This is a genomic window from Mesorhizobium sp. LCM 4576, assembly GCF_001854815.1.
GTDB lineage: Bacteria > Pseudomonadota > Alphaproteobacteria > Rhizobiales > Rhizobiaceae > Mesorhizobium > Mesorhizobium plurifarium.
Genome location: NZ_MDDT01000031.1, coordinates 1 through 24,217, shown reverse-complemented (window position 1 = coordinate 24,217; position 24,217 = coordinate 1). Strand labels below are relative to the sequence as shown.

The 24,217-nt window shown below is 65.6% G+C and carries 23 protein-coding genes; 12 read left to right on the top strand and 11 right to left on the bottom strand.

Annotated features, from left to right (window positions below; genetic code table 11):
- The first annotated feature begins 102 nt into the window (after positions 1-102).
- Positions 103-3,711, top strand: a complete 3,609-nt coding sequence (gene putA, locus LCM4576_RS19525) for a bifunctional proline dehydrogenase/L-glutamate gamma-semialdehyde dehydrogenase PutA (RefSeq protein ID WP_071033965.1) — start codon at positions 103-105, stop codon at positions 3,709-3,711.
- 21 nt (positions 3,712-3,732) lie between these two features.
- On the opposite strand, the gene LCM4576_RS19520 is transcribed toward putA, so the two are convergent.
- The 4 genes from LCM4576_RS19520 to LCM4576_RS19505 form a co-directional block, all read right to left on the bottom strand.
- The gene (locus LCM4576_RS19520) at positions 3,733-4,047 is read right to left on the bottom strand and encodes an antibiotic biosynthesis monooxygenase (protein WP_041007478.1); all 315 of its coding nucleotides are present in this window, start codon (positions 4,045-4,047) and stop codon (positions 3,733-3,735) included.
- A gap of 64 nt (positions 4,048-4,111) precedes the next feature.
- Positions 4,112-5,074 carry an energy transducer TonB gene (locus LCM4576_RS19515; protein WP_071034089.1) on the bottom strand — a complete coding sequence of 321 codons (963 nt, stop codon included), beginning with the start codon at positions 5,072-5,074 and terminating at the stop codon, positions 4,112-4,114.
- 128 nt (positions 5,075-5,202) lie between these two features.
- Positions 5,203-5,634 carry a hypothetical protein gene (locus LCM4576_RS19510; protein WP_071033963.1) on the bottom strand — a complete coding sequence of 144 codons (432 nt, stop codon included), beginning with the start codon at positions 5,632-5,634 and terminating at the stop codon, positions 5,203-5,205.
- A 7-nt stretch (positions 5,635-5,641) separates the two neighbouring features.
- Positions 5,642-7,858 carry a TonB-dependent hemoglobin/transferrin/lactoferrin family receptor gene (locus tag LCM4576_RS19505; RefSeq protein ID WP_198540271.1) on the bottom strand — a complete coding sequence of 739 codons (2,217 nt, stop codon included), beginning with the start codon at positions 7,856-7,858 and terminating at the stop codon, positions 5,642-5,644.
- 199 nt (positions 7,859-8,057) lie between these two features.
- Here LCM4576_RS19505 and hemP point away from each other — a divergent pair, with 199 nt between their 5' ends.
- Genes hemP through LCM4576_RS19480 form a run of 5 tightly spaced genes read left to right on the top strand, consistent with a single transcriptional unit; the run spans position 8,058 to position 12,186 of the window.
- The gene (gene hemP / locus LCM4576_RS19500; RefSeq protein WP_040981784.1) at positions 8,058-8,264 is read left to right on the top strand and encodes a hemin uptake protein HemP; all 207 of its coding nucleotides are present in this window, start codon (positions 8,058-8,060) and stop codon (positions 8,262-8,264) included.
- Between the two features lie 49 nt (positions 8,265-8,313).
- Positions 8,314-9,375: a hemin-degrading factor gene (locus tag LCM4576_RS19495; protein ID WP_071033960.1), complete on the top strand. Its 1,062-nt coding sequence runs from the start codon at positions 8,314-8,316 to the stop codon at positions 9,373-9,375.
- Positions 9,376-9,386: 11 nt separating this feature from the next.
- A complete protein-coding gene (locus LCM4576_RS19490; RefSeq protein WP_071033958.1) occupies positions 9,387-10,280 on the top strand; it encodes a hemin ABC transporter substrate-binding protein in 894 nt (297 codons plus the stop codon).
- Positions 10,281-10,286: 6 nt separating this feature from the next.
- Positions 10,287-11,390: an iron ABC transporter permease gene (locus LCM4576_RS19485; protein ID WP_071033956.1), complete on the top strand. Its 1,104-nt coding sequence runs from the start codon at positions 10,287-10,289 to the stop codon at positions 11,388-11,390.
- Positions 11,391-11,397: 7 nt separating this feature from the next.
- A complete protein-coding gene (locus LCM4576_RS19480) occupies positions 11,398-12,186 on the top strand; it encodes a heme ABC transporter ATP-binding protein (RefSeq protein ID WP_071033954.1) in 789 nt (262 codons plus the stop codon).
- On the opposite strand, the gene rirA is transcribed toward LCM4576_RS19480, so the two are convergent.
- A complete protein-coding gene (gene rirA, locus LCM4576_RS19475; RefSeq protein ID WP_040982432.1) occupies positions 12,183-12,644 on the bottom strand; it encodes an iron-responsive transcriptional regulator RirA in 462 nt (153 codons plus the stop codon). The two genes, LCM4576_RS19480 and rirA, sit on opposite strands and share 4 nt — an antisense overlap.
- Positions 12,645-12,852: 208 nt before the next feature.
- Here rirA and LCM4576_RS19470 point away from each other — a divergent pair, with 208 nt between their 5' ends.
- The 3 genes from LCM4576_RS19470 to LCM4576_RS19460 all read left to right on the top strand — a co-directional run bounded on the left by LCM4576_RS19470 (position 12,853) and on the right by LCM4576_RS19460 (position 15,318).
- A complete protein-coding gene (locus LCM4576_RS19470) occupies positions 12,853-14,148 on the top strand; it encodes a DUF445 domain-containing protein (RefSeq protein WP_071033952.1) in 1,296 nt (431 codons plus the stop codon).
- 66 nt (positions 14,149-14,214) lie between these two features.
- Entirely contained in the window at positions 14,215-14,643 is a 429-nt protein-coding gene (locus LCM4576_RS19465) for a phasin family protein (RefSeq protein ID WP_041007463.1), read from the top strand.
- A gap of 177 nt (positions 14,644-14,820) precedes the next feature.
- Positions 14,821-15,318 (top strand): MaoC family dehydratase, encoded by a 498-nt coding sequence (locus LCM4576_RS19460; protein ID WP_040981770.1) that lies wholly within the window; start codon positions 14,821-14,823, stop codon positions 15,316-15,318.
- Positions 15,319-15,467: 149 nt separating this feature from the next.
- Here the strand turns inward: LCM4576_RS19460 and cml are convergent, their stop codons facing one another.
- Positions 15,468-16,679 (bottom strand): CmlA/FloR family chloramphenicol efflux MFS transporter, encoded by a 1,212-nt coding sequence (gene cml, locus LCM4576_RS19455; protein ID WP_071033950.1) that lies wholly within the window; start codon positions 16,677-16,679, stop codon positions 15,468-15,470.
- A gap of 276 nt (positions 16,680-16,955) precedes the next feature.
- Positions 16,956-18,374 carry a PLP-dependent aminotransferase family protein gene (locus LCM4576_RS19450; protein ID WP_071033948.1) on the bottom strand — a complete coding sequence of 473 codons (1,419 nt, stop codon included), beginning with the start codon at positions 18,372-18,374 and terminating at the stop codon, positions 16,956-16,958.
- Between the two features lie 102 nt (positions 18,375-18,476).
- On the opposite strand from LCM4576_RS19450, the gene LCM4576_RS19445 reads away from it, so the two are divergent.
- Entirely contained in the window at positions 18,477-19,340 is an 864-nt protein-coding gene (locus LCM4576_RS19445) for a DMT family transporter (RefSeq protein WP_071034087.1), read from the top strand.
- A gap of 5 nt (positions 19,341-19,345) precedes the next feature.
- On the opposite strand, the gene LCM4576_RS19440 is transcribed toward LCM4576_RS19445, so the two are convergent.
- On the bottom strand, positions 19,346-20,389 hold the full coding sequence (locus tag LCM4576_RS19440; RefSeq protein WP_071033946.1) for a zinc-dependent alcohol dehydrogenase family protein: 1,044 nt from the start codon (positions 20,387-20,389) through the stop codon (positions 19,346-19,348).
- A 93-nt stretch (positions 20,390-20,482) separates the two neighbouring features.
- On the bottom strand, positions 20,483-20,941 hold the full coding sequence (locus tag LCM4576_RS19435) for a helix-turn-helix domain-containing protein (RefSeq protein WP_040981760.1): 459 nt from the start codon (positions 20,939-20,941) through the stop codon (positions 20,483-20,485).
- 95 nt (positions 20,942-21,036) lie between these two features.
- On the opposite strand from LCM4576_RS19435, the gene LCM4576_RS19430 reads away from it, so the two are divergent.
- Positions 21,037-22,257, top strand: coding sequence for an MFS transporter (locus tag LCM4576_RS19430; RefSeq protein ID WP_083361440.1), 1,221 nt, complete (start codon positions 21,037-21,039; stop codon positions 22,255-22,257).
- A 6-nt stretch (positions 22,258-22,263) separates the two neighbouring features.
- Here the strand turns inward: LCM4576_RS19430 and maiA are convergent, their stop codons facing one another.
- A complete protein-coding gene (gene maiA, locus LCM4576_RS19425) occupies positions 22,264-22,914 on the bottom strand; it encodes a maleylacetoacetate isomerase (RefSeq protein WP_071033944.1) in 651 nt (216 codons plus the stop codon).
- Complete coding sequence (locus tag LCM4576_RS19420; protein ID WP_071033942.1) at positions 22,911-23,609, bottom strand: fumarylacetoacetate hydrolase family protein; 699 nt, start codon at positions 23,607-23,609, stop codon at positions 22,911-22,913. The genes maiA and LCM4576_RS19420 overlap by 4 nt, the downstream gene beginning before the upstream one ends.
- A 203-nt stretch (positions 23,610-23,812) precedes the next feature.
- Here LCM4576_RS19420 and LCM4576_RS19415 point away from each other — a divergent pair.
- On the top strand, positions 23,813-24,217 hold a 405-nt coding region (locus LCM4576_RS19415), incomplete at its 3' end, for a response regulator transcription factor (protein ID WP_131803270.1).

The following is a 24,217-nucleotide window of genomic DNA, read 5'->3' as shown; positions in this document are numbered from 1 at the left end:
CGATTTCTTTGGACCGACTGGAATTCGCAGCTGTGCTAGCTTGCGCCATCCGGTCCGGCGACCGCCAGACCGTTCGCTCACGCTCGCTTTCATGGACCCGACATGCCGCTCGACGCCATCCGCCAGCAGATCCGCGCCAATTATTTGCCCGATGAAGACGAGGCGGTGAAGCGCCTGTCGGCGACGGCGGGCTTGTCAGCCGAGGAGCGCAAGGCGATCTCGGCGCGCGCAGCCGACCTGGTGCGCGCGGTGCGCGGCTCGACCGATCCCAGGCTGATGGAGGTCTTCCTCTCGGCCTACGGCCTGTCGACCAAGGAAGGCGTGGCGCTGATGTGCCTGGCCGAGGCGCTGCTGCGCGTTCCAGACACCGAGACGATGGATGATCTCATCGCCGACAAGATCGCGCCGCATGACTGGTCGRCCCATTCGGGCGGTTCCAGCTCGATCTTCGTCAACGCTTCGACCTGGGCGCTGATGCTGACCGGCCGCGTGCTTGATGAAGGCGAGGGCGGCATCGAAGGCACGCTGCGCGCCATGGTGCGCAGGCTGGGCGAACCGGTGATCCGCAAGGCGGTCGCCGCGGCGATGCGCGAGATGGGCGAGCAGTTCGTGCTCGGCCGCACCATCGCCGAGGCGGTCAAACGCGGCCGGCCGATGACACAGAAGGGCTATCTCTACTCCTTCGACATGCTGGGCGAGGCAGCCCGCACCGAAGCCGACGCGCTACGCTACCACCGCGCCTATGCGGACGCGATCTCCTCACTCGATTCCGGGTCGAACGGCCCCGACATCCGCTACAATCACGGCATTTCGGTCAAGCTCTCGGCGCTGCATCCGCGCTACGAGGTGGCGCAGCGCGAGACGATGCTGCCGGTGATGGCCGAGCGGCTCCTGTCGCTGGCGCTTGCCGCCCGRCATTCGCGCATGGGCCTCAACATCGACGCCGAGGAGGCGGACCGTCTCGACCTGTCGCTCGACGTCATYGAACGCGTCCTGGCCGAGCCGGAACTTGCCGGCTGGGACGGTTTTGGGGTTGTCGTACAAGCCTAYGGCCCGCGCGCGGCTTTCGCCATCGACTGGCTCTATGCGCTGGCGAAGAAATACGACCGCCGGATCATGGTGCGGCTGGTGAAGGGCGCCTATTGGGATACCGAGATCAAGCGCGCGCAGACGCTCGGCCTCTCCGGCTATCCGGTCTTCACCCGCAAGGCCAACACCGACGTTTCCTACCTGGCCTGCGCGAAGAAGCTTTTGTCGATGACCGACCGCATCTATCCGCAGTTCGCCACCCACAATGCGCACACCGTGGCCGCGATCCTGTCGATGGCGAAGGACCGCGACAGTTTCGAGTTCCAGCGCCTGCACGGCATGGGCGAAGCGCTGCACGAGACGGTGCGGCAGGCCGAAGGCACGCGCTGCCGCATCTATGCGCCGGTCGGCGCGCATTCTGACCTGCTTGCCTATCTGGTGCGCCGTCTGCTGGAGAACGGCGCCAACTCCTCCTTCGTCCATCAACTGACCGACGAGGAAGTCGAGCCCGAGGAGATCGCGCGCGACCCTCTCGCGGCCGTCGAGACGCAGGGTCCCGCCGCCAACCCGGCGATTGCGCGTCCCRCCGCGATCTTCGGCGCCGGACGCCGCAATTCCAGGGGCTTCGACATCACCGATCCGGTGACGCTCGCGGCCATTGACAGGGCTCGGGCGGAGTTCGCCGGAGCGGACCGCTGGCACGCCAAGCCGATCACGCGCGCCGCCGGCTACGGTAAGCAGCGGCAGATCGTCAATCCGGCCAAGCCGGACGAAATCGTCGGCACGGTGCATGAAGCGGCGGCCAAGCAGGTGGCGACCGCGGTGCGCATCGCCGTCGACGCGCAACCCGCCTGGGCGAAGCGTCCTGTTGCCGAGCGCGCCGCGATCCTCAACCGCGCCGCCGACCTCTACGAGGCTAACGCGGCCGAGTTCTTCGCTCTTGCCACGCGCGAGGCGGGCAAGTCGCTGGCCGACGGCGTCGCCGAGGTGCGCGAGGCGGTCGACTTCCTGCGCTATTACGCGGCCGAAGCAGCGAATGCCGAGAACGGCACCGAGGCGCGCGGCGCGATCGTCTGCATCTCGCCCTGGAACTTTCCGCTGGCGATCTTCACCGGCCAGATCGCGGCGGCTTTGGTCACCGGCAATTCGGCGATCGCCAAGCCGGCCGAGCAGACGTCGCTGATTGCCTTTCGCGCCGTCGAGATGCTGCGCGAGGCCGGCGTTCCGGAAGACGTCATCCAGCTTCTGCCGGGTGACGGCCCGTCGGTCGGCGCGCCGCTCACCGCCGACCCGCGCATCGCCGGCGTCTGCTTCACCGGCTCGACCGAGGTCGCCAAGCTGATCGAAAAGCAGCTGGCCGAAACCGCGGCGCCCGATGCGATGCTGATCGCCGAGACGGGCGGCTTGAATGCGATGATCGTCGATTCCACCGCGCTGCCCGAACAGGCGGTGCGCGACATCCTCGCGTCGGCCTTCCAGAGCGCCGGCCAGCGCTGCTCGGCATTGCGCGTGCTCTACGTGCAGAAGGATGTCGAGAAGAAGATGCTGGAAATGCTGAAGGGCGCGATGGAAGCGCTCAATGTCGGCAACCCCTGGCTGATTTCGACCGATGTCGGCCCGGTCATCGACGACGAGGCGCAGGCTTCGATCAGCGATTATTGCAAGAAGAAGGGGTTGGAAGGCAGGCTGATCGCCAAGCTCGAAGCGCCGGCGACCGGCCGCTTCGTCGCGCCGCATGTCTTCCGTGTCAAGGGCATCGAGGAGATGGAGCGCGAGGTGTTCGGCCCGGTGCTGCATGTCGCGACCTTCGACGCCGACGACATCGATGCGGTGATCGCCGCCATCAACCGCAAGGGCTACGGCCTGACCTTCGGCCTGCACACCCGCATCGAGGGCCGCGTCCAGCATTTCGTCGACGGCATCCATGCCGGCAACATCTATGTCAACCGCAACCAGATCGGCGCGGTCGTCGGCTCGCAGCCCTTCGGCGGCGAGGGGCTTTCGGGCACCGGCCCGAAGGCCGGCGGACCGCATTACCTGCGCCGCTTCCGCAAGGGGCCGGAGGCCGGCACCGAAGTAGGCGAGGGCCACAAGGTGACGGCGACCGAGCTTGCCGACAATCTGCCGGATCCGACGCTCGGCGGCTGGTCGACACGGCCGGATCGCGTCGCGATCCTGAGGAAGCATCTGCGCGGCAAGGGCGCGGCGGCAATCGCTGCCGCGGCGAGTCTCGATTTCGGCCAGGTCGACCTTCCCGGACCGACCGGCGAGGCCAACACGCTGTCGCTGGCCCCGCGCGGCCGGGTGCTTTGCCTCGGCCCGGACGCCGAGACGCTGCTTGCCCAGACGATCCAGGCGCTTGCCGCCGGCAACGCGGTGYTGGCGGTGGCGCCGGGCGCCCCGGCCGCGCTTTCGGCGCTGACCGGCAAGGGCCTGCCGCTGGCGGCGATCGACGGCCGGCCCGATCCGGTCGAGGCGCGTTCGCTGCGCGTCGATGTCGTCGCCTTCTCCGGCACGCCGGAGGCGGCGCGAATCGTGCGCAAGGTGATCGCCGAGCGCGCCGGGCCGATCGTGCCTCTGGTCAGCGAGGTGCTGAACCCCGCGGCTTACGCGCATGAGCGCGCGGTTTGCGTCGACACGACGGCGGCGGGAGGCAACGCCAGCCTGCTGGCTGCAGCATAGCAGGCCTGGCGGAGGCGYGTTTCAGGCGCCTTCGACGACCGAAAAGCCTTCGAACTGCGGGTGGCCCAGATAGTGCACTTTCGACCCGCCGGCATTGCGATGGGCGGCGCGGAAATTCTCGGACTTTGTCCAGGCGACGAAATCCTCTTGGCTCGCCCAGACCGTGTGCGAGGCAAACAGCGTATAGCCCTCGGTCTCGTTGACGGGGCCGCGCAGCAGGTGGAATTCCCTGAAACCCCGCATTTCGGAGAGGCTGGAATCGCGGTTCTTCCAGACGTCCTCGAAGGCTTCCTCGGAGCCGGTCTGGACCTTGAAGCGGTTCATGGCGATGTACATTGGTTTCCTTTCGAAATGGATGAATTCTGACGTCCAGAAAGGCTTCAACTGGGGGACGAACGCGTTAAAAAGGGCCGATCCGCGCCTTGAACACCCAACTTGATTTTCCGGTCTCGGGCGGAATGGGAGGGAACGGGGCTTGCTTGCGCACCAGCGTCAAAGCGAACTGATCGAGCTCGGCGGACCCTGAACTTTCGGCGAGCTGCAGGTCGCTGACGCTGCCATCGGCCGCGACGACGAAAACCACCCTGGCATTGTTGCGAGCCTTGGCCTGGATCGATTTCGAGACGCGACGGTTGGCGCGTGCAAGTTTCTTCTGGATTTCTCCGCTGTAGCGGGATTCCAGGGCATTGCCGGCGGCCTGTTTCTTGCCCTTGCTAGCGACAGCCGGCGCGTCGCGCGTATCGCCATCCGCCGTGCCGCCAGTTTCAATGGTTTGGCTTGGCCCAGCCGATGTGGCTGGAGCGCTCGATGTCGCGCTGGGAGCCGATGGCTGTTCAGCCTCGACTGGGGGTGCTTCAGCGCTTTGCGGCTCGGTCGCGGGCGTGGGTTTGCTTTCAGCGGGAACACTCTGGTCATCCTGGCGCGGGCTGGCGGACGCCAGGATATCCGGCATGGAAGCGGCTTCCTTGACGGCTTGCTGCGGATGCTGAGGTGTCGGCGGCACGCTTGCCGGTTGCTGCGCCTCGGCTGGCGGAGCGGGCTGCGCGGCCTGGCGTTTCACCGGCTGAGGATCGGGCACCAGGGTGACATCCACGGCGCCGGACGACTGGTCGTCCAGGGCGCTGCCGATGACGTTGGCGCCGGACTGGTCGGCGCCCTCGGCCTGGATCGCGTCCAGGGAGTCGAATGTGCCGGCAGGCGCGAGCAGGAACGCGGCCGCCGCCGCGCCGTGAAGCAGGCCGGAAGCGACGATGGCCAACGGCCATTTACGCCGACCGGCCGCTGGCCGCGGCTGTATCAGTGACTCGGTCGGTGTAGCCGACAATCCGCTGTCCGCGTCGGGTGTGTGATCGATGTCCTGCATGTCTCGCGCCGAGACCTGCCGCGCGCGATAGGGACTTGTCAAATCAAGATCGGTTGCCATCCATGGCGGCGGACCGGAGGCGGTCCACGCCGTGGCGTCTTGCGGCAAGGCCGGATGCAACATCACCTCTATACGCCGAAAGCGATCGCGGTCTTGGTCGACGTCTTCAGCGCGCGCATGCAGGCCGCCGGCTCGACGCCGGTGCCTGCGCATTCGGTCGCGCTGTTGATCAGCACGCGGCTGAGCTTGCCGCAGTCGGCGCCGGTAAGGTCGAAGCGCGTGACCTTGGTCTTGCCGGCCGGGAGGGCCTTGAAATCGAGCACGGTGAGGCGGTCGACAACGCCGGCTTGGTTGAACAGTGCGATTTCGAAAGCAGCCTTCGACAGGTCGGCCCCGAGCGCGTTGTTGACGACGAAGGTCAGCCGGCAGCCTTTTTCAGACGGTTGCGCGGCGTTGAGCTCAAGACTGAGGGCCGGCGCGGACTGAGCCCACGCCGGCGCTGCAAGCGACATCGCCAACGTCGAGGTCAGCAGACGAAAGGATGCCGTCAAGCGTTTCATGTCTATCTCAGCCTCCAAAGCGCATGGTTGCCGCGAGCTTCAGCGTGACGCCGGGTTCGTAAAGGACGGCGGTCGTGCTTCCGTTGAGCGGGTTGGTGTATTTGACGTCGAACAGATTGTCGGCGCGGAAGTCGAGCTTGAGATTGTCCGTCGCCTGGTAGCTGGCGAAGGCGTTGACCAGTGTGAAATCCTTGGCCACCGGATTGCCCTTGGGCTTGCCGTTGTACTGCACCTCGCCGCCGACGGTCAGCTTGTCCTCGAGGAAGCGCAGGCCAAGCTGGGCCGTCACCTGCGAGGAGGGGATGGTGGCGAGGTCCGCGCGCTCGCCTTCATAGGAGATGGTGTGGCCGTTGATGATCGAGGCCGACAGACCGGCATAGCCCCAGCCGGCGTCGTAGACGCTTTCCAGCTCGAAGCCGTTGATCTTGGCCTTGGCGAAGTTCTGGTACTGGAAGCAGATCGGAATGCCCGGGCCGAACGGGCAGCCGCTGGTCGGGTCGAAGGGCGAGAGCGTCACGCCGTCGATGTAGTCGTCGACATTGTTATTGAAGTAGGCAGCCTTGAGCCGCAGCGCGTCGCCGCCCTCGATGATGTCGTTCTGCTTGTAGTTGACGCCGAACTCGACCGTCTTGCCGGTCTCGGGCTTGAGATTGGGATTGGRCAGGAACGGGAAGCTGACGCCCGCCGGATGGTTGCCGCTGATCAGCGTCTCGGTCAGCGAGGGCGAGCGATAGCCTTCCGCATAGGTGCCGTAGAATTGCAGTCCGGCCAGACCGGCGCTTTCGAAGGGCGAGACGCCGATGGTGATGCGCGGYGAGACGCGGTCGCCGGAGGTCTCGTTCGTGTCGTCCTTCAGGCTGTAATTGTCATAGCGCAGGCCGCCAATGACCTCGAGCCACTCCCAGGTCAGCTTGTCCTGGATGTAGGCGCCGGAGACGTTGCGCTTGCCCGACGGCGTGTAGAAGCTGTCRCCGCCGGCGCTGCCGCCGGTATCGACATCGTCGCCGACCCAGTCGCCRCCATAGGTCAGTTCATGCGCGACGCTCGCCGTCTCGAAGCGCGACGTGTTCCAGATGTCGATGCCGGTGGTGCCGACATCGAAGCTGGACAGCGAGCCCGCCGGCAGCACCACGGGCAGGCCGGTGGTCGGATCGAAGCGGTTCTGCTGGGTAAGCGTCGTCAGGTCGAGATTGGTTCTGTTGTAGGAAGCGTTGACGTGGAGGTCGAGCCAGCTTTTGGCGTCGTCGGTGATGTTGTAGCGAGCCGTGAAGGTGTTCGACCTCAGATCGACGTCGTTCGCCGGCACGCCGCCGCTGGTCTCGGTCCAGCCGTCCTTCGAGCCGACCCAGCCAAGCTTCAATTCGCTGTTTTCGGTCGGGCGTATGGTGGTCTTGAGCAGGCCGCTCAGCACGTCGAAACCGGTGCCCGCAACGGTGTCGCCGCCGCCCTTCTTGTAGTCGCCGTAGTCGCGGTAGACGATGTTGCCAAGGATGTCCCAGTTGTCGTTGGTCTTGTAGGCGCCGGTGGCGCTGGTGGTCCAGCCCTTGCCGTTGCTCTCATAGCGTCCGGTCAGCGAGCCGGCCCATGTCTCTTCCGGCTTGAGGAAATCCGCTGCGTCCTTGGTGTCGAAGAAGACGACGCCGCCGATGGCGCCGGAGCCATAGGTGTTGGCGGTCGGGCCGCGGATGACGTCGACCGACTTGATGAGCTCGGGATCGACATAGAAGGTCGACTGCGTGCCGTGGTCCGAGCGCTGGAAGTCCTGCCTGGCGCCATCGACGATCACCGCGACGCGGCCGAAATCCTGCAGGCCGCGGATGTTGATGCTGGAAGAGACGCGCCGCGCGTCGGCCTGGACGGTGACGCCGGGCACGCCGAGCAGCATCTCGTTCGGCGTCGTCGCCATGCGGCGGTCGAGCTGTTCCTGGTCGACATGGCTGGCCGAGGCCAGCGACTGGATCGCCGTTTCGCCGGTGCGGCTGATGACGAGGATCTTGTCGAGCAGGGTTCCTTCGGCCGCGGCCTTCTCATCGGCCTTCTTTTTCTGATCGGCCTGCTGCTGGTTGGCCCGCTGCGCGGCTTGTTGGGCCTGCGCGGCGGGCGCGCTGAGCGCGACCGCCGCCGCTCCGGCCATCAATGCGGCGATTGCCTTTGCAATCGATCGGAAGCCCGGACCCGCGCTATTGCCCGCCAGGCCCGTCCGTCCCCAAGTCACCAACCCCATGCCCCAACTCCAGATTTCAGGCTCGTAGCTGGCTGGCCGGTGGCTCGCTCGCATTTTTGATCACGTCCGGCGTCTTAAATGTTGACTCATTTAGTCCGGTAATGCACTGACTAGTAAACATGATTATTCGAGTCAAGAATTTAATCGGCATTTTATGAGGCCGCGGCCAAGATGCCCGGCAGAGGAAAGGACCGACCCGATGAACACGCACAATCCCAACGATTTCCGCTATCGCGTCCGCCGCCCGGAAGACACGCAGATGCGCTACGAACGGGTGCCGCTGGCGGTGAGGACGCTCTCCAGCAACACGCTGTTCCAGGGCGAGCACGAGATCGGCATCGAGCATCATGGCGCGCTCTACCGCCTGAAGATCACCCGCCAGGGCAAGCTGATCCTCAACAAGTGACCGCAATCGGCGGGCGATAGACGAACATCAGGCAATACAGGTGAACGATATGGACCAGCGCGTTAAGCCGTCGCCGGAGGAAATCCGGCGGACAAGGCAGGACAATCCCAAGATGCGGGAGCGTGATCTCTCGGCGCAACTGGGCATTTCGGAAGCGGAGCTCGTCGCGGCGCAATGYGGCTTCGGCGCCGTCCGTGTCGAGCCGCGCGTCAACGACCTTTTGACCGGCCTGGAGGCGGTCGGCGAGGTGATGGCGCTGACGCGCAACGAAAGCGCCGTGCACGAGAAGATCGGCGTCTACGACAAGGTCGTCACCGGCAACCACAACGCCATGGTGCTTGGTGAAAACATCGACCTGCGCATCTTCCCGAAAGTCTGGGCGCATGGCTTTGCCGTCGAGAAACGCGACGGCGGCGAGATCCGCCGCAGCCTGCAGTTCTTCGACGCAGCCGGCGAGRCTGTGCACAAGGTGCATCTGAAGCCCGCCTCCAACCTCTATGCCTACCAGAAACTGGTGGCGAGCCTGGAATCGTCGAACCAGGAACCGACCGTCGCGATCCTCCCAAGCGCCGCGGAAGGAAAGGGCGAGGGGCATGCTTCGGTCGCCTCGATCGACGATCTGCGCGACCGCTGGAGCCGGCTGACCGACGTGCATCAGTTCTTCGGCATGCTGAAGACGCTGAAGCTCAGCCGCCGCGAGGCGGTGCGCATGGTCGGCCAGGACTATGCGTGGCTGCTCGACAATGACGCGGTGAGCGCCCTGTTCCACCACGCGGCGGCAGGCGAGATGCCCATCATGTGCTTCGTGGGCAACCGCGGCTGCATCCAGATCCATTCCGGCCCGATCAGATCCGTCAAGCCGATGGGGCCGTGGATCAACGTGCTCGACGAGACCTTCCATCTGCATCTGAGGACCGATCACATCCACGAGGTCTGGGCGGTGCGAAAGCCGACCAAGGACGGCCATGTCACCTCGCTGGAGGCCTATGACGCCGATGGCGGCATGATCATCCAATTCTTCGGCAAGCGCCATGAAGGCGAAGGCGAGCGGGAGGACTGGCGTTTTCTCGCCGAGAACCTGCCCCGCGTTCCCAGCCCGACCGCTGCATAAGGCAAGACCCAATGCGTATCGTTTTCCGTTTTCGCACGGCGCTCGCGCCGATGCTTGGCGTTCTGCTTGCCATTATCGCGCTGCCTGTCGGAGCCGACGAAGGGAAGGCCGTCTTTTCTGATGCTTCGCGAATTGTCTCGATCGGAGGCTCGATCACCGAGATCGTCTATGCGCTTGGCGAGGAGGGGCATCTCGTCGCCCGCGATTCGACCAGCTCCTATCCGGAAGAAGCGCAGAAGCTGCCGGATGTCGGTTACATGCGCGCGCTCTCGCCCGAAGGTGTGCTGTCGGTCAATCCGAGCGGAATCCTTGCGCTGCATGGCAGCGGCCCGAAGGAAGCGGTCGACGTGCTGAAGAAGTCGAGCGTGCCTTTCATCGAGGTGCCGGACCATTACAATCACGAGGGCATCCTCGAGAAGATCCGCATCGTCGGCAAGGCGCTGGGGGTCGAGGCAAAGGCGGAGAAGCTGGCCGCCGAGACGGACGCGAAGCTGGCAGCGGCGGAAAAGCAGACGGCTTCGATCAAGGAGCGCAAGCGCGTGCTGTTCGTGCTGTCGACGCAAGGCGGCAAGATCCTTGCCGCCGGCGGCGACACCGCGGCCGACGGCATCATCAGACTCGCCGGCGCGGTCAACGCCGTCGAGGGCTTTTCCGGCTACAAGGGGATGACGGACGAGGCGATCGTCAGCGCCAAGCCGGATGTGATCCTGACGATGAAGGGCGGCGGACCGCCGATCTCGGAGGACGAGCTGTTTGCCAACCCCGCCGTCGCTTCGACGCCGGCTGGCACGAACCGCAAGATGATCAGCATGTGGGGCGGCTATCTGCTCGGCTTCGGTCCGCGCACGGCGGAGGCGATCCACGATCTTGCGGTCGAGCTCTATGGCAACCAGGTCGCGGACTGAGCGGCGATGGCCGAACAGTCGATAGCAGGCGCRCCGAGCCGCGCGATGGCAGCCGATGGCGACCGCTCGGCGCGGGCAAGGTTCGTCATCGCGCTTTTGTGCCTGACGCTGGTCCTTTCCGTGTTCCTGTCGCTGACGTCGGGCGCCTCGGACGCATCGGCCGTCCGCGTCATCCGCGACTGGGTTACTACCGGCGCCGTGCCATCGGATGGCGCGCTTGCGGCGCGCGACCGGCTGATCGTCTATGACATCCGCATGCCGCGCGTGCTGCTCGGCGTGCTGATCGGCGCGGCGCTGGCGGTCTGCGGCGCGGTGATGCAGGGGCTGTTCCGCAATCCGCTTGCCGATCCCGGCCTGATCGGCGTTTCCGCCGGCTCCAGCCTCGGCGCGGTGGCGGTCATCGTCCTCGGAACAACCTGGCTCGCGCCCGTCACGCTTGCGCTCGGCACGCTCACCTTACCGCTCGCTGCCTTCTTCGGCGGGCTCGCGGTGACGTTGCTGCTCTACGCCATCGCCACGCGCCAGGGGCGGACGTCGGTCGCCACGATGCTGCTTGCCGGCRTCGCCATCAGCGCCCTTGCCATGGCGCTGACCGGCGTCCTGATCTTCATGGCCGATGACCGGCAGTTGCGCGACCTGACCTTCTGGCAACTCGGCTCGCTCGCCGGCGCGACATGGCCGAAGATCGGCACCGTCGGGCCGGTGATCATCCTGGCGCTGGCCGCGATGCCGTTCCTGTCGCGCGGCCTCAACGCGCTGGCGCTGGGAGAAGCGACCGCGGGTCATCTCGGCATTCCGGTGCAGCGGCTGAAATACACGGCGATCGTCGGCGTGTCGGCGGCGGTCGGCGCTTCGGTCGCGGTCAGCGGCGGCATCGGTTTCATCGGCATCGTCGTGCCGCATGTGCTGCGGCTCGCGATCGGACCGGACAACCGCTATTTGCTGCCGGCTTCCGCTTTGCTCGGCGCATCGCTGCTTCTCATCGCCGACGCGGTCGCCCGCACCATCGTCGCGCCGGCCGAGCTGCCGATCGGCATCGTCACGGCGGTCGCCGGCGCGCCGTTCTTCCTGTGGATCCTGCTGCGCAAGCGCGGCGTCATCGATTTGTGAGCCTGCCATGATCGAAGCGCGCGACATCTCGGTGGCGATCGGCGGCAAGCGCATCGTGTCCCATGTCGGCTTCACGGCACGGCCTGGTGAAGTCGAGGCCATCGTCGGACCGAACGGGTCCGGCAAGACGACGCTGCTCAAGGCGCTGACCGGCGAGCTTGCCTATACCGGCACCGTCACGCTCAACGGCCGCGACCTGTCGGCGATGAAGCCGGTGGAGGCAGCGACGCTGCGCGCGGTGCTGCCGCAGGTCACAACGCTGTCCTTTCCCTTCACCGTGCGCGAGATCGTTCGCCTCGGCCTGATCGGCGGGCGCTCCGGCGTGTTGCCCGGCGAGGATGCGCGCCTGCCGGAGYGGGCGTTGGCACGGGTGGATCTCGATGGCTTTGCCGGCCGCTTCTACCAGGAGCTTTCCGGCGGYGAACAGCAGCGCGTGCAGCTTGCCCGCGTGCTCTGCCAGGTGTGGGCGCCGGTGCTTGAGGGGCGTCCGCGCTATCTCTTCCTCGACGAGCCGGTCTCCAGCCTCGACGTCAAGCACCAGCTCATCATCATGAACATCGCGCGCGATTTCGCCCAGCGCGGCGGCGGCGTGGTGGCCATCCTGCACGACCTCAATCTGACGGCCATGTATGCCGACCGGATTTTCGTGCTCTCTGGTGGCCAGTTGGCCGCCGCCGGGACGCCAACGGACGTGCTCAATGACGAACTGATCGAGAAGGTGTTCGACTGCAAGCTGAAGGTCGGCGCTCTGCCGTCAGGAAATACGCCGTTCGTGCTGCCGCAGTCGGCGGCTTAGGCCGCCGGGGCGCGCTGCTCCAGCAGGTCGATGCCCAGCAGGTGACGCACATTCGGGCGCGCCGCGATCAGGTCGGCGATCGTGTAGCGGGAAAGCACGGCGAAGAACGCGTTGAGCGCCTCGCGCAGCGCCGAATTCAGGGCGCAGCTGTCGACCAGCGGGCATTCGGCGGCGTCGTTCTCGAAGCATTCGGCCATGGCGAAGCTCTCTTCGGTGACGCGCACGACATCGAACAGGCTGATCTGCTCGGCCGGACGGCCGAGGCGCACGCCGCCGTTGCGGCCACGCACGGTCTCGACCAGGCCGGCCTCGACCAGCGGCTGCAGGATCTTGAACAGGAACAGCTCGGACACCGAATAGGCGGCGGCGATCTCGGGGATGCGGCTCAGCCTGTCGGTGTTAGCGGCGCAATACATCAGGATGCGCATCGCATAGTTGGTCTGGCGCGTGAGCCGCATGGTATCCTCGCGAAATATTAGCTTGAGCCAAATATGGCCCATAGTTTGGAACAATTCCAGACTGGACCGGTACATAGATGAATAATCGTGTCAACTTTTTGTGCATGCCGGTGCGGGCAGCGGCCCCGATGGCCCCTTCGCTTCGGGCGAGCGTTTCGCGGGCGCAGGCACTAGATAGAGGCAGGTGTCAACAGGAAACGGCCTTTTCATGTCTCAATCAGCCCCGGCTCTAGCGCCGGTTCGATTCGACGCCGATGCCAAGGCGAAGCTCGCGGCATTGCGGCGCACCAAGCTCATCGCCGCCGCGGCGCTCGCGCTCTGCATCCTCGTCTTCGCGCTGGCGAAATCCTTCGAGGCCACCCATCCGTGGCTCGGCTTCGTCGCGGCCTTCGCCGAAGCGGCGACCATCGGCGGCATCGCCGACTGGTATGCCGTGGTGGCGCTGTTCAGGCGGCCGCTGGGACTCCCGATCCCGCACACCGCCATCATCCCGGAGAACCAGCACCGCATCGCCGACAATCTCGGCCGCTTCATCGAGGCCAATTTCCTGGCGCCGGAACCGGTGCGCGAAAAGCTTGCAGAGGTGGACTTCGCCGCCCTGGTCGCCGACTGGCTTGCCGATGCCGAGCGCGCCGCCGGCCTGTCGCGGTTCGTCGCGCGGCTGGTGCCGCAGACGCTGACGGCGGTGGAGCAATCCGGCCTGCGCGACTTCGTCACCAGCCGCATGCTGGAGCAGATCGATAAGGTGCCGCTGGCGCCGCTCGCGGCGGATCTTTTGTCGGCGCTGACCGACGATCGCCGCCACCAGAAGCTCTTCGATGAATTCATCCGGGTCGTCGGGCGCTTCCTCAACGATGAGCAGGCGCTGGCGACGATGCGTGAAAAGATCCGCGAGGAATTGCCGTCGCTGTTCAACCTGTTTCGCGCCGATGCCTATCTCTTGAAGAAGATCGTCGCCTCGGCGGGCTCGCTGCTCGATGAAGTGAGGGCCGATCCCGATCACCCGATGCGCGCCGAATTCGACCGTTTCGCGCTCGRCTTCATCGAGCGGCTCAGGACCTCCAAGCAATATGCAAGGCGCGCCGAGGCGTTGAAGCGCGATTTTCTCGGCCGCCCGGAGGTGAGGGCACTGGCCGGCGACGCATGGACAAGCCTGCGCCTGTTCATCGAGCAGGACGCCAATGYGGAGAAGTCGAYGATCCGCGAGCATCTCGCCAACATGTTCGTCGAGATCGGCAGGCATCTGGCCGACGACGCGCAGATCAGGGCCGACATGAACCAGGGCTTTGTCGTCGCGCTGTCATCGTTCGTGGAAAGCCAGAAGAGCGGGGTGTCGACATTCATCGCCGACCAGGTCAAGCGCTGGGACCTGGCGCAGCTGACGCGGCTGATCGAGACGAATATCGGCAAGGACCTGCAATATATCCGCTTCAACGGCATGATCATCGGCGGCCTTGCCGGCCTGGCGCTCTACACGGCCGAGCGGCTGCTTCTCGTCAATTGACGCCGGCCCAACTGGCACTATTCTCCTTCTGGCACGCCGCAAAGGCGGCAAAACGGGAGGCAGGGCATGGCAAAACAACCGGAATCCGACTCGTTCCTCGACATGTTCAGCAGGTTCGGCCGCGACCTCAAGCTGCCGAATGTCGATGTCCAGGCGATCCTGGATCATCATCGCAAGAACCTCGAAGCGTTGGAAAAGTCGGCGAGGGCAAGTGCTGCCGGCGCCTCCTCGGTGCTGGCGAGGCAGCATGAGATGGTGCAGAATGCCATCAACGAGGTCACGCGGATGGCGCAGAACTACCAGGCGCCCGGCAACCCGCAGGAATTGATGGGCAAGCAGGCCGAATTTGCCCGCAGGTCGTTCGAGACGACGCTGAAGAATGCCAGCGAAGTGGCTGACCTTGTGCGCAAATCCAGCACCGAATCGGTCGAGATCCTGCGCGACCGGATCAGGGATGCGATGGCGGAAATCCGTGCCGGCTACGAAAAGAAATAGGCTGTCCGGCGTTTCGGGCCCATCATAGACCGACATGCGATGCAACCGGCGCAGGCGCTCGAGCGTTCTCGGCCTGCCCTAAAAGCATCAACTCTACCGGCGAAAATCGCGGGGCGGCGAATTGACAGCGGTCGCCGCTCATGGTCGGGAGACAGCAAGAGTGATGGGAAAGCCGGAATGACGGAAACACGGCCGAGAACGCCGCCGACCTTCGAACAGCTGCGCACGATGTCCGGGCAGGAGCTCGGCGTGTCCGACTGGACGACGGTCGACCAGCAGCGCATCGACCAGTTCGCCGAATGCACGGGCGACCATCAATGGATCCATGTCGATCCCGAGCGGGCGAAGCGGCAGAGCCCCTTCCGMACCACGATCGCGCATGGCTATCTGACCTTGTCGATCATCGGCGCGCTGGCGCTGGAGATGGGCATCGTGCCGGAGAACACCCAGGCCGCCTTCAACTACGGCTTCGACAAGGTGCGCTTCCTGGCGCCGGTCAAGGCCGGTGCGCGCATCCGACTGCGCACAACGCTGCTTTCCATGGAGGATCTCGGCCCCGGCCAGTATCTGATGAAGGCGGCCAACACCGTCGAGATCGAGGGCGAGCAGAAGCCGGCGCTGACCGCCGAGACGCTGGTGATGATGTACGAGCGCCGCAAGCGGGCCAGCTCCTAGACCGTTTGGAAACTCTACTCCTGCGGCCATCTGAAGGCGTCTTCTGCGCTTCCGGTGCTCACGTACTGAAAGTACGCTCCGCTCCGGTTCTCGAAGCCACCATCAGCTGACTCACAGGAGCGAGTTTCGAAACGGTCTCTTGGCGCTGGTTAGCTATTCAATGGTTTTTCGGAGACGTTGCTGTTCAACCGCCACACAGCGAGCAACGTGACGACTGCGAAGCTTGCGGCGAAGCCAACCAGCGGCCATGCCGTGTCGCCATCCAGGATGATGACGAACAGCGTTCCCGCCGTCGAAACGATCACGCTCTGGGCGCAGAAATAGAGCGCGACGGCCGTGCYGGCGGTCTCGCCGAACTGTTCCAGCGCGCCATTGGCGGTGACTGAAGCGGTCAGCACGATGYCGATGGCGATGACCCACATCGGCATGACGAAGCTCGCGAAGGACGGCTCGGCCAATGACTGGCYGGCGGCCAGCAGGGCAGCACCCAGGAGCAACATCGCCATGCCGCGCCTGACGCTGCCTTCGATGCCCCAGCGCGCGACGAAACTCTTCGCGAAGCGCGCGGTGATAATCATCGCCAATGCAGCGCTGGCGAAGGCCAGGCTGAAGCCGAGCTGCGAGAAGCCGGCCTTGCCGATGAGCACCCGGGGCGCTGTCGAAAAGAACACGAAGAATGAGCCCATGGCGGTGGCGAAGGCCAACGTGTAGGTCCAGAAGGCGAAGCTGCGCAGGATCGGCCCGAGACCAATCCGGGCAGCGCCATCGACCAGCGGGCGGGTTTCGCGCCAATTCAGCCCGGCATTGAGCGTCGCCACTGCCGCCAGGATGCCGAGCGTGACGAAGATAGCCCGCCAGCCGAAGCTATTGGCGATCAAGGCGCCGGCAATCGGTCCCAGCGCCGRCACGAAGGACAGCAGCGAGCCGAGCGTGCCGTAGATGACGGCGCCTTCCGGTCTTTTCGCATAGACGTCGCGGACGGTGGCGAAGACCGCGACGAGCATGGCCGAGGCGCCCAGGGCCTGCGCGATGCGAAGGGCAAGGAAGGCCGGTGCAAGCGAGGTGACGGCGAGAAGGAAGGAGGCAGCCATGAACGAGAGCGCCCCGCCGATCAGCACCGGGCGCCGGCCGATCCTGTCGGAGATCGGCCCGAAGGCAAGTTGGCCGACGCCAAGACAGATCATGTAGAGGCTGAGCGTTAGCTGCACCACGGCCGGCGAAGTGCCGAGCGCGCCTGGCATGATCGGCACGACGGGCAAATAGATATCCATGGCGAGGGAGGCCAGGACATCGAAGGGAGACAGAAGCAGCAAGGCTGCTGGCATGGACAAGGTCCATGTCGGCTGGTTCGGAGAAGACATGAGGAAAATCCGCTCAAATGGTCAGATTTGACGGCGACCTGGCTCAGTCTTTTCTGACGCAATTCCGGACGGAAAACCGCTTCACACTTTTCCTGGAATTGCTCACGAGAAAAACGGGACAGACTGCCGCAACAACGAAGCGCTGTTGCGGCCTACTTGTCTGCTGACTTGCTGGATCCCATGGCTGTCGGTCCCGGTGACGATGCGCATGCCTGCCGGCATGGCTGTTGGCGGTTCCCTACCAGCCAAAGCCCGATAGGGCAACCGGTGGTCGCACTACGCCGCCTTGCGGCGGGACGCTGCGACCGCTCTTTCCAAGACGGTGAAAATACGCTCGTCGGCGCATTGCGCGACGTTGAAGCGCATGAAGCGACCGGCGGTGTGCGAAAGGCTGAAGGCGTTGCCGGGCGCCAGCACGACATTGTCCGACAGCGCATGGCGCGCGACTTCCGCCGCGTCGATGCCGTCGGGCAGGCGACACCAGAGGAACATGCCGGCGGGCTGGTCGATCCAGGGCGCGATGCCCATCGCCTTCAGCCGGCCGGCGGTCTCGGCCATGGCGCGCGACAGGCGGGTGYGCAACTGCTCGACATGCTTGCGGTAGCTGCCGTCCTTCAACAGGGTCAGCACCAGTTCGGCGGACAGCCGGGTGCCGCCGAATGTCGTGGCGATCTTGAGGTCGGTCAGGCCTTCCATCCAGTCGGCTGGCGCCGCGATGAAGCCGCAGCGCACCGAGGCCGACAGCGTCTTGGAGAAGGAGYCGATCTGGATAACGCGCTGCAGCCCGTCGAAGGCCGCGAGCCTCGGGGCAGGGCTRTGTTCGAAGTCGGCGAAGATATCGTCCTCGACGATGGTGAGGTCCGCCTGGTCGGYGAGCTTCAGGAGCCGGTGCGCGGTGACCGGCGACAGGATCGCGCCGGTCGGGTTGTGGATGCCGGAATTGGTGATGTAGAGGCGCGGCCGGTGCTCGGCGAGCGCCTCGGCGAAGATCTCGATATCCGGACCCGAAGGCGTGTAAGGCACACCGACCACCTTGGCCTGGTGGGCGCGCAGCAGCGCATGGAAGTTGAAATAGCAGGGATCGTCGACCAGGACCGCATCGCCGGGCTCGATCAGGAAGCGGCACAAAAGGTCGATGGCCTGGGTGCCGCAATCGGTCAGCATGATCTGGTCGGGCGAGGCCTCGACGCCATGCTCGGCCATGCGCCGCGCCAGCAATTGGCGCAGCGGCGGCAGGCCAAGCGGCGTGCCGTAATCGGCAAGCGTCACGTCGTCGGCACGGGCGGCGGTGCGCAGCGCCCGGCGCAGGGCGGCCTGCGGCATCCAGGACGCCGGCAGCCAGCCGCAGCCGGGTTTCAGCATGTCCTCGCCTGCTTCGAGCGACTGCCTCGACACCCAAAGCGGGTCGACTGCGCGGTCGAGCCGAGGACCGATCTCGGCCAGTGATAGTGGCGCAAGCTGGCCGGCGGCGTAGAAACCCGAGCCGGGCCGCGAACGGATCGTGCCTTCCGCCGCGAGGCGCTCATAGGCCTCGACCACGGTCGACTTCGACACCTGCATGGATTTGGCCATGGCCCGTATCGACGGCAGGCGGGCTCCGGGCGTCAGCGTGCGCGCCGCGATGYGCTGGCGGATTGCCGCCATGACGGTTTCGACGAGCGTGGCGCCACCGGCATTTGGGCCCGATGTGTCCATCTGTACTTCCCTGTGGACCATTACAGTTTTGTGGAATTGTACTCCATTGTATCTGGCAACACCATGGCCCGCGCCGGTACGGAAGCGCAAACGGAGCAGATCATGGAAAAGAGTTTCGACGGCTGGCTCAGCGGCTTCATCGGGGTGCTGATCTTCAGCGGATCACTGCCGGCAACGCGGGTGGCGGTGATGGATTTCGATCCGACCTTCCTGACGGCGGCACGGGCGGCGATCGCCGGCCTACTGGGGATCGCGATGCTGCTCATGTTCGGCGAGAGACGTCCGGAGCGCGGCGACCTGGCCTCGCTGGCCGTCGTCGCGCTGGGCGTCGTAGTCGGCTTCCCGTTGCTGACGGCGCTGGCGCTGAAGCACGTCACCTCGGCGCATTCGATCATCTTTGTCGGCCTGCTGCCGCTGGCGACCGCGATTTTCGGCGTGTTGCGCGGCGGCGACCGTCCGCGCCCGGCCTTCTGGCTGTTCTCGTGCCTGGGCAGCGCCTTGGTCGCCGGCTTTGCCCTGGCGCAAGGCGTGACCGCGTCGCCGGTCGGCGACGGCCTGATGCTCGGCGCCATCATCGTCTGCGGGCTCGGCTACGCCGAAGGCGCCAAGCTGTCGCGCAAGCTCGGCGGCTGGCAGGTGATCTGCTGGGCGCTGGCGCTGTCGCTGCCGGTCATGCTGGCGCTGAGCTTTGCGACGCTGCCGCCGTCCTTCGCGGCCATCGGCTCGAGCGCCTGGATCGGCCTTGGCTATGTCTCGCTGTTCAGCATGCTGATCGGCTTCGTGTTCTGGTATCGCGGCCTCGCGCAAGGCGGCATCGCCGCCGTCGGACAACTGCAATTGCTGCAGCCCTTCTTCGGCCTGGCGCTGGCGGCGAGCCTGCTGCACGAAAAGGTCAGTCCGATGATGGTGGTCGTCACGCTCGGCGTCGTGGCCTGCGTGTTCGGGGCGAAGAAGTTCGCGCGGTGAGGGGCCTATTGAAACTTCGTCACGACCCCGATGCCGATCCCCTCGAAACCGCCCATTGCCATCAGGGCGGCCGGGGCCTCCTCGAGGCTGATCCTTTTGCCCACCAGCAATTCGGGCTTCAGCTTGCCGGTGCGGATCATCTCCATCATCGCGGAGTAGCGGTAGGCCTGCATGCCGTGGCTGCCGAGGATTTCGAGCTCGAAGGCGATCACCTTGTCCATCGGCACCTGGGGACGGGCATGTTCGCCCAGCATCAGCCCGACCTGAACGTGACGGCCGCGGCGGCGCAGGTTCGAGATCGAGTTGAAGGATGTGGTCGGATGTCCGAGCGCGTCCATCGACATATGCGCGCCRCCATTGGTGATCTGCTTGACCGCCTTGACCACGTTCGGCGTCGTCGAGGCGTTGATCGTCGCCACCGCGCCGATCTTCCTTGCAAATTCCAGCTTCTCGTCGGTGAGGTCGATGGCAATGACGTTGGCGCCCATGGCGCTGGCGATCATGATCGCCGACAGGCCGACGCCGCCGCAGYCATGCACGGCCACCCATTCGCCGGGCGTCACCCGGCCCTGGTCGACGATGGCGCGGAAGGAGGTGACGAAGCGGCAGCCGAGGCTGGCGGYGGTGGCGTATTCCATCTCTTCGGGCAGGCGCACGAGATTGGTGTCGGCATGCTCGATGCCGACATATTCAGCGAAGGAGCCCCAGCCGGTGAAGCCGGGCTGCGTCTGGTGCTCGCAGACCTGGTGGTTGCCGGAGGTGCATTCGAAGCAGCGGCCGCAGCCGACGGCGAAGGGCACCGTGACGCGATCGCCGGCCTTCCAGCGGCTGACCTGCTTGCCGGCGGCGACGACGACACCGGCCAGCTCGTGCCCGGGAACGTGCGGCAGCGTGATGCCGTCGTCATGGCCCATCCAGCCATGCCAGTCGCTGCGGCAAAGACCTGTAGCCTCGACCTTGATGACCACGCCGTCGGCCGCCGGCTTCGGATCGGGCACGGTCTGGATCGTCGGCGCCTCGCCGAATTTCTCGAAGACGACGGCTTTCATCGGCAAACTCCCGCGTTTTGAGACGACGATAGCCGATTCCACGGGCAGTCGACCGGAAATCGATTCTGCCAGCAGGACCGGCGGACCGATCGGTTATTCCGGCTGCTGGCGGAAATCGGCGAGCCGCGTTTCGCCCGGCGCCAGCAGGCGACCGTCCTCCGCATGCACCTCCAGGCGGCGGATCGGCCTGCCGGTCCGGGTGTCGACCATGAAGGTGTAGGGCTCGCCCGGCCCGGAGAAATAGGTCTCGCCCCACTGGCGCAGGGCGACCAGGACATAGAACAGGCCACGGCCTTTTTCGGTCAGTACATATTCATGATGCGCGCTGCCGTCTTCGGCCGGAACGGTCTCGAGGATGCCATGCGCAATCAGATTGCGCAGGCGCGCCGACAGGATGTTCTTGGCCACGCCCAAGCTCTTCTGGAATTCGCCGAAGCGCCGCATGCCGTCGAAGGCGTCGCGCACGATGAGCAGCGACCACCAGTCGCCGATCGCGTCGAGCGGCCGGGCGATGAGGCAATCCGCGCTTTGATGGCTCGTCCGTTTCACCATGCAATTCGTCCAGGTTTCCGATTTGTGGTTGCAAGATAAAACCTTCTTGTCTATTCCGCAATGGTTTCAACTTGAAACCGAATGGAGCCGGCACGATGAACCTGCAACTGCAAAGCGCGGACCTGCGGYAGACCGAAGAAGCCGCGAAGGGGCAGGGATTGCCGCGCCTCACCGCGCTGATCTTCGCGGTCGTCTGCGGCTTGAGCGTCGCCAACGTCTATTTCGCGCACCCGCTGCTCGACGCCATCGCACGTGACTTCGCGATCGCCCCCGCTTCGGTCGGTATCGTGGTGRCCGTGACGCAGATTGGCTACGCGCTCGGCCTGTTCTTCATCGTGCCGCTCGGCGATCTCTTCGACCGCCGCAGGCTGGTCGCCACCCAGGCCGTGCTTTCGGCTCTGGGGCTAGTCCTTGTCGGCCTGTCGCCGAGCGCCGCGGTGCTGCTGGCGAGCCTTGCGGCGGTCGGTCTGCTCGCCGTCGTCGTGCAGGTCCTCGTCGCCTATGCCGCCGACCTGGCGGCGCCGGCGGAGCGGGGGCGGGCGGTCGGCACCGTCACCAGCGGTGTGATCCTCGGCATCCTGCTCGCGCGCTTCGCTTCGGGGCTGGTCGCCGATTTTGCCGGCTGGCGCTCGGTCTATCTCGCCTCGGCGGTGCTGACGCTCGCGATGGCGGTAATCCTGTTCCGCGTGCTGCCTCGCCAGGAGGCGGCGCGGCCGCGCACATCCTATGTCCGGCTGCTCGGCTCGGTGCTGCTTCTGTTCATCGGGGAGCCCTTGCTGCGCGTGCGTGCGGTGCTGGCCATGCTGATCTTCGCCAGTTTCAACGTGCTCTGGGCGCCATTGGTGCTGCCGCTCGCGGCACCCCCGTTCTCGCTGTCGCATACCGAGATCGGCCTGTTCGGCCTGGCGGGCGTCGCCGGCGCGCTGGGGGCGCGCTGGACCGGCACGCTTGTCGATCGCGGGCAAGGCCAATTGGTCACCGGCTTCGGTCTCTTGCTGATGGCCGCCGCCTGGCTGCCGATCGCGTTCATGGGCACGTCGTTGTGGCTGCTGGTGCTGGGCATCGTCATGCTCGACCTTGCCATCCAGGCCGTGCACGTCACCAATCAAAGCCTGATCTTCGCCCGCCGGCCGGACGCCCGCAGCCGGCTGGTCGGCGGCTACATGATCTTCTATTCGCTGGGCAGCGCGCTGGGCTCGATCGCCTCGACCATGACCTACGGGGCCTGGAATTGGACGGGCGTCTGCCTGCTTGGCGCGGGCATCGGCCTGGCGGCGCTGGCATTCTGGGCCGCGACGCTGAGGGTAGGGCGTTAAGCCCGGCTACTCGGCATCGATTTGGCTCTGCGGCGCAGCCTTCTGGAACGCCGGCAGCGCCATGCAGGCGGCGTTGATGCGCGCGATCACCGGATAGGGCGTCATGTCGACGCCGAAGCGGGCATTGTTGGTGACCTGCGCGGCGAGGCAGATATCGGCGAGGCCGGGTGCATCGCCATGGCAAAAGGTGCCGGTCTCGGGCGAGGAGGCGAGAATCTTTTCAAGCGGCTGGAAACCTTCGTTCACCCAGTGCCGGAACCAGTTGACGACGTCCTGGTCGCCGGCGCCGAACAAGGTGCGCAGCGAGGTCAGCACGCGCAGATTGTTCACCGGGTGGATGTCGCAGGCGATCATCTGCGCCAGCATGCGGACACGCGCCCGGCCCAGCGCATCCTTCGGCAGCAGCGGCGGCTCGGGCTCGATCTCGTCGAGATATTCGATGATCGCCAGCGACTGGGTCAACAGCGTACCATCGTCCAGCACCAGCGCGGGCACCAGACCTTGCGGGTTGACGGCGAGATAGGCTGGCTCCAGATGCTCGCCATGGCGCAGGTGATGCGGCACATAGGTGTAGTCCAGCCCCTTCATCACCAGCGCGATCCGCACCCGGTAGGACGTGGAGGAGCGATAGTAATTGTGGAGGACGAGGTCGCTCATCGCCTCGGCTGCCCGATGGTCACCGCGATCTCGCCGATGCCGTCGACGCCGCCGGTGATCCTGTCGCCGGCCTGGACCGCGCCGACGCCGGCCGGCGTGCCGGTGAAGATAAGGTCGCCAGGCTGGAGCTCGACCGCGTCGCTGCAGATCGAGACGATGTCGGCGATCGGCCAGATCAGCTCGGCAAGGTCGCCGTCCTGCTTCACCGCGCCGTTGACGGCGAGCCAGATGCGGCCTTTGTCCGGATGTCCTGATTTCGCGGCCGGAACCAGCGGGCCGCAAGGCGCGGACTGGTCGAAGGCCTTCGACCAGTCCCAGGGACGCGCCGCCTTCTTCGCCTGATCCTGCAGGTCGCGACGGGTCAGGTCGACGCCGACGCCATAGCCCCAGACATAGGCGAGCGCATCCGCGCGGGGCACGTGAAGGCCTCCCTTGCCGATGGCGACGACCAGCTCGATCTCGTGATGCAGGTTCGAAGTCAGCGGCGGGTAGGGGATCTCGGCGCCGCTGTCGACCACCGCATCGGCGGGCTTGGTGAAGAAAAAGGGCGGGTCGCGCTCGTCGTTGCCGAGCTCGCGCGCATGCGCCGCGTAATTGCGGCCGACGCAGAAGATGCGGCGCACGGCAAACCGCTCCGCCGAGCCTGCGACGGCAACCGAGGCGACCGGCGGCGGCGGAAGGACGAATTCTGGCATGGTTTTTCTCTGTGTTGGCGTGAATCGCGCCCACCTTCCGCCGATTTTGCCGGGCGGGCAAGACTCTGACGTCCCCATACATCGGCCTGTCGTTTCAGTGACAATGCCTGGATCATTGGGCGTATACTATTTGCCAATAATCTGGCCATGGTCACGGGACTATCCTGTGCTGCCGAAACCGAACCGATGCCTGAACCCGTGCAATGACCCCCGTCAGCGATCGCGCCCGCTTCCTGATCATCGACGACCACCCGCTGTTTCGCGAGGCGCTGCACAGCGCCGTGCAGATGGCCTATCCGGATGTCGACACGGTCGAGGCGCGCTCGATCGCGGAAGCGATCGAGCTTCTCGCCGACGCCAAGCCGTTCGACCTCGCGCTGCTCGATCTCAGCATGCCCGACGTGCATGGCTTCGAAGGGCTGCTGCAGCTGAGGACCCGCTATCCGCGACTGCCGGTGGTGATCGTGTCGGGCTATGAGGAGCCGAAGATCATCTCCGAGGCGCTGTCCTACGGCGCGGCCGGCTTCATCCCGAAATCGGCGAGGAAGAGCGACCTCGCCGCCGCCATCCGCTCGGTGATGGATGGCGCCGTCTATGTGCCCGAAAAT

Excerpts from the sequence above, each read along its gene's own strand:
- LCM4576_RS19520 (WP_041007478.1), bottom strand. The coding sequence starts at position 4,047 with ATGTACATCGCCATGAACCGCTTCAAGGTCCAGACCGGCTCCGAGGAA.
- LCM4576_RS19515 (WP_071034089.1), bottom strand. The coding sequence starts at position 5,074 with ATGCAGGACATCGATCACACACCCGACGCGGACAGCGGATTGTCGGCT.
- LCM4576_RS19510 (WP_071033963.1), bottom strand. The coding sequence starts at position 5,634 with ATGAAACGCTTGACGGCATCCTTTCGTCTGCTGACCTCGACGTTGGCG.
- hemP (WP_040981784.1), top strand. The coding sequence starts at position 8,058 with ATGAACACGCACAATCCCAACGATTTCCGCTATCGCGTCCGCCGCCCG.
- LCM4576_RS19490 (WP_071033958.1), top strand. The coding sequence starts at position 9,387 with ATGCGTATCGTTTTCCGTTTTCGCACGGCGCTCGCGCCGATGCTTGGC.
- rirA (WP_040982432.1), bottom strand. The coding sequence starts at position 12,644 with ATGCGGCTCACGCGCCAGACCAACTATGCGATGCGCATCCTGATGTAT.
- LCM4576_RS19465 (WP_041007463.1), top strand. The coding sequence starts at position 14,215 with ATGGCAAAACAACCGGAATCCGACTCGTTCCTCGACATGTTCAGCAGG.
- LCM4576_RS19445 (WP_071034087.1), top strand. The coding sequence starts at position 18,477 with ATGGAAAAGAGTTTCGACGGCTGGCTCAGCGGCTTCATCGGGGTGCTG.
- LCM4576_RS19435 (WP_040981760.1), bottom strand. The coding sequence starts at position 20,941 with ATGGTGAAACGGACGAGCCATCAAAGCGCGGATTGCCTCATCGCCCGG.
- maiA (WP_071033944.1), bottom strand. The coding sequence starts at position 22,914 with ATGAGCGACCTCGTCCTCCACAATTACTATCGCTCCTCCACGTCCTAC.
- LCM4576_RS19420 (WP_071033942.1), bottom strand. The coding sequence starts at position 23,609 with ATGCCAGAATTCGTCCTTCCGCCGCCGCCGGTCGCCTCGGTTGCCGTC.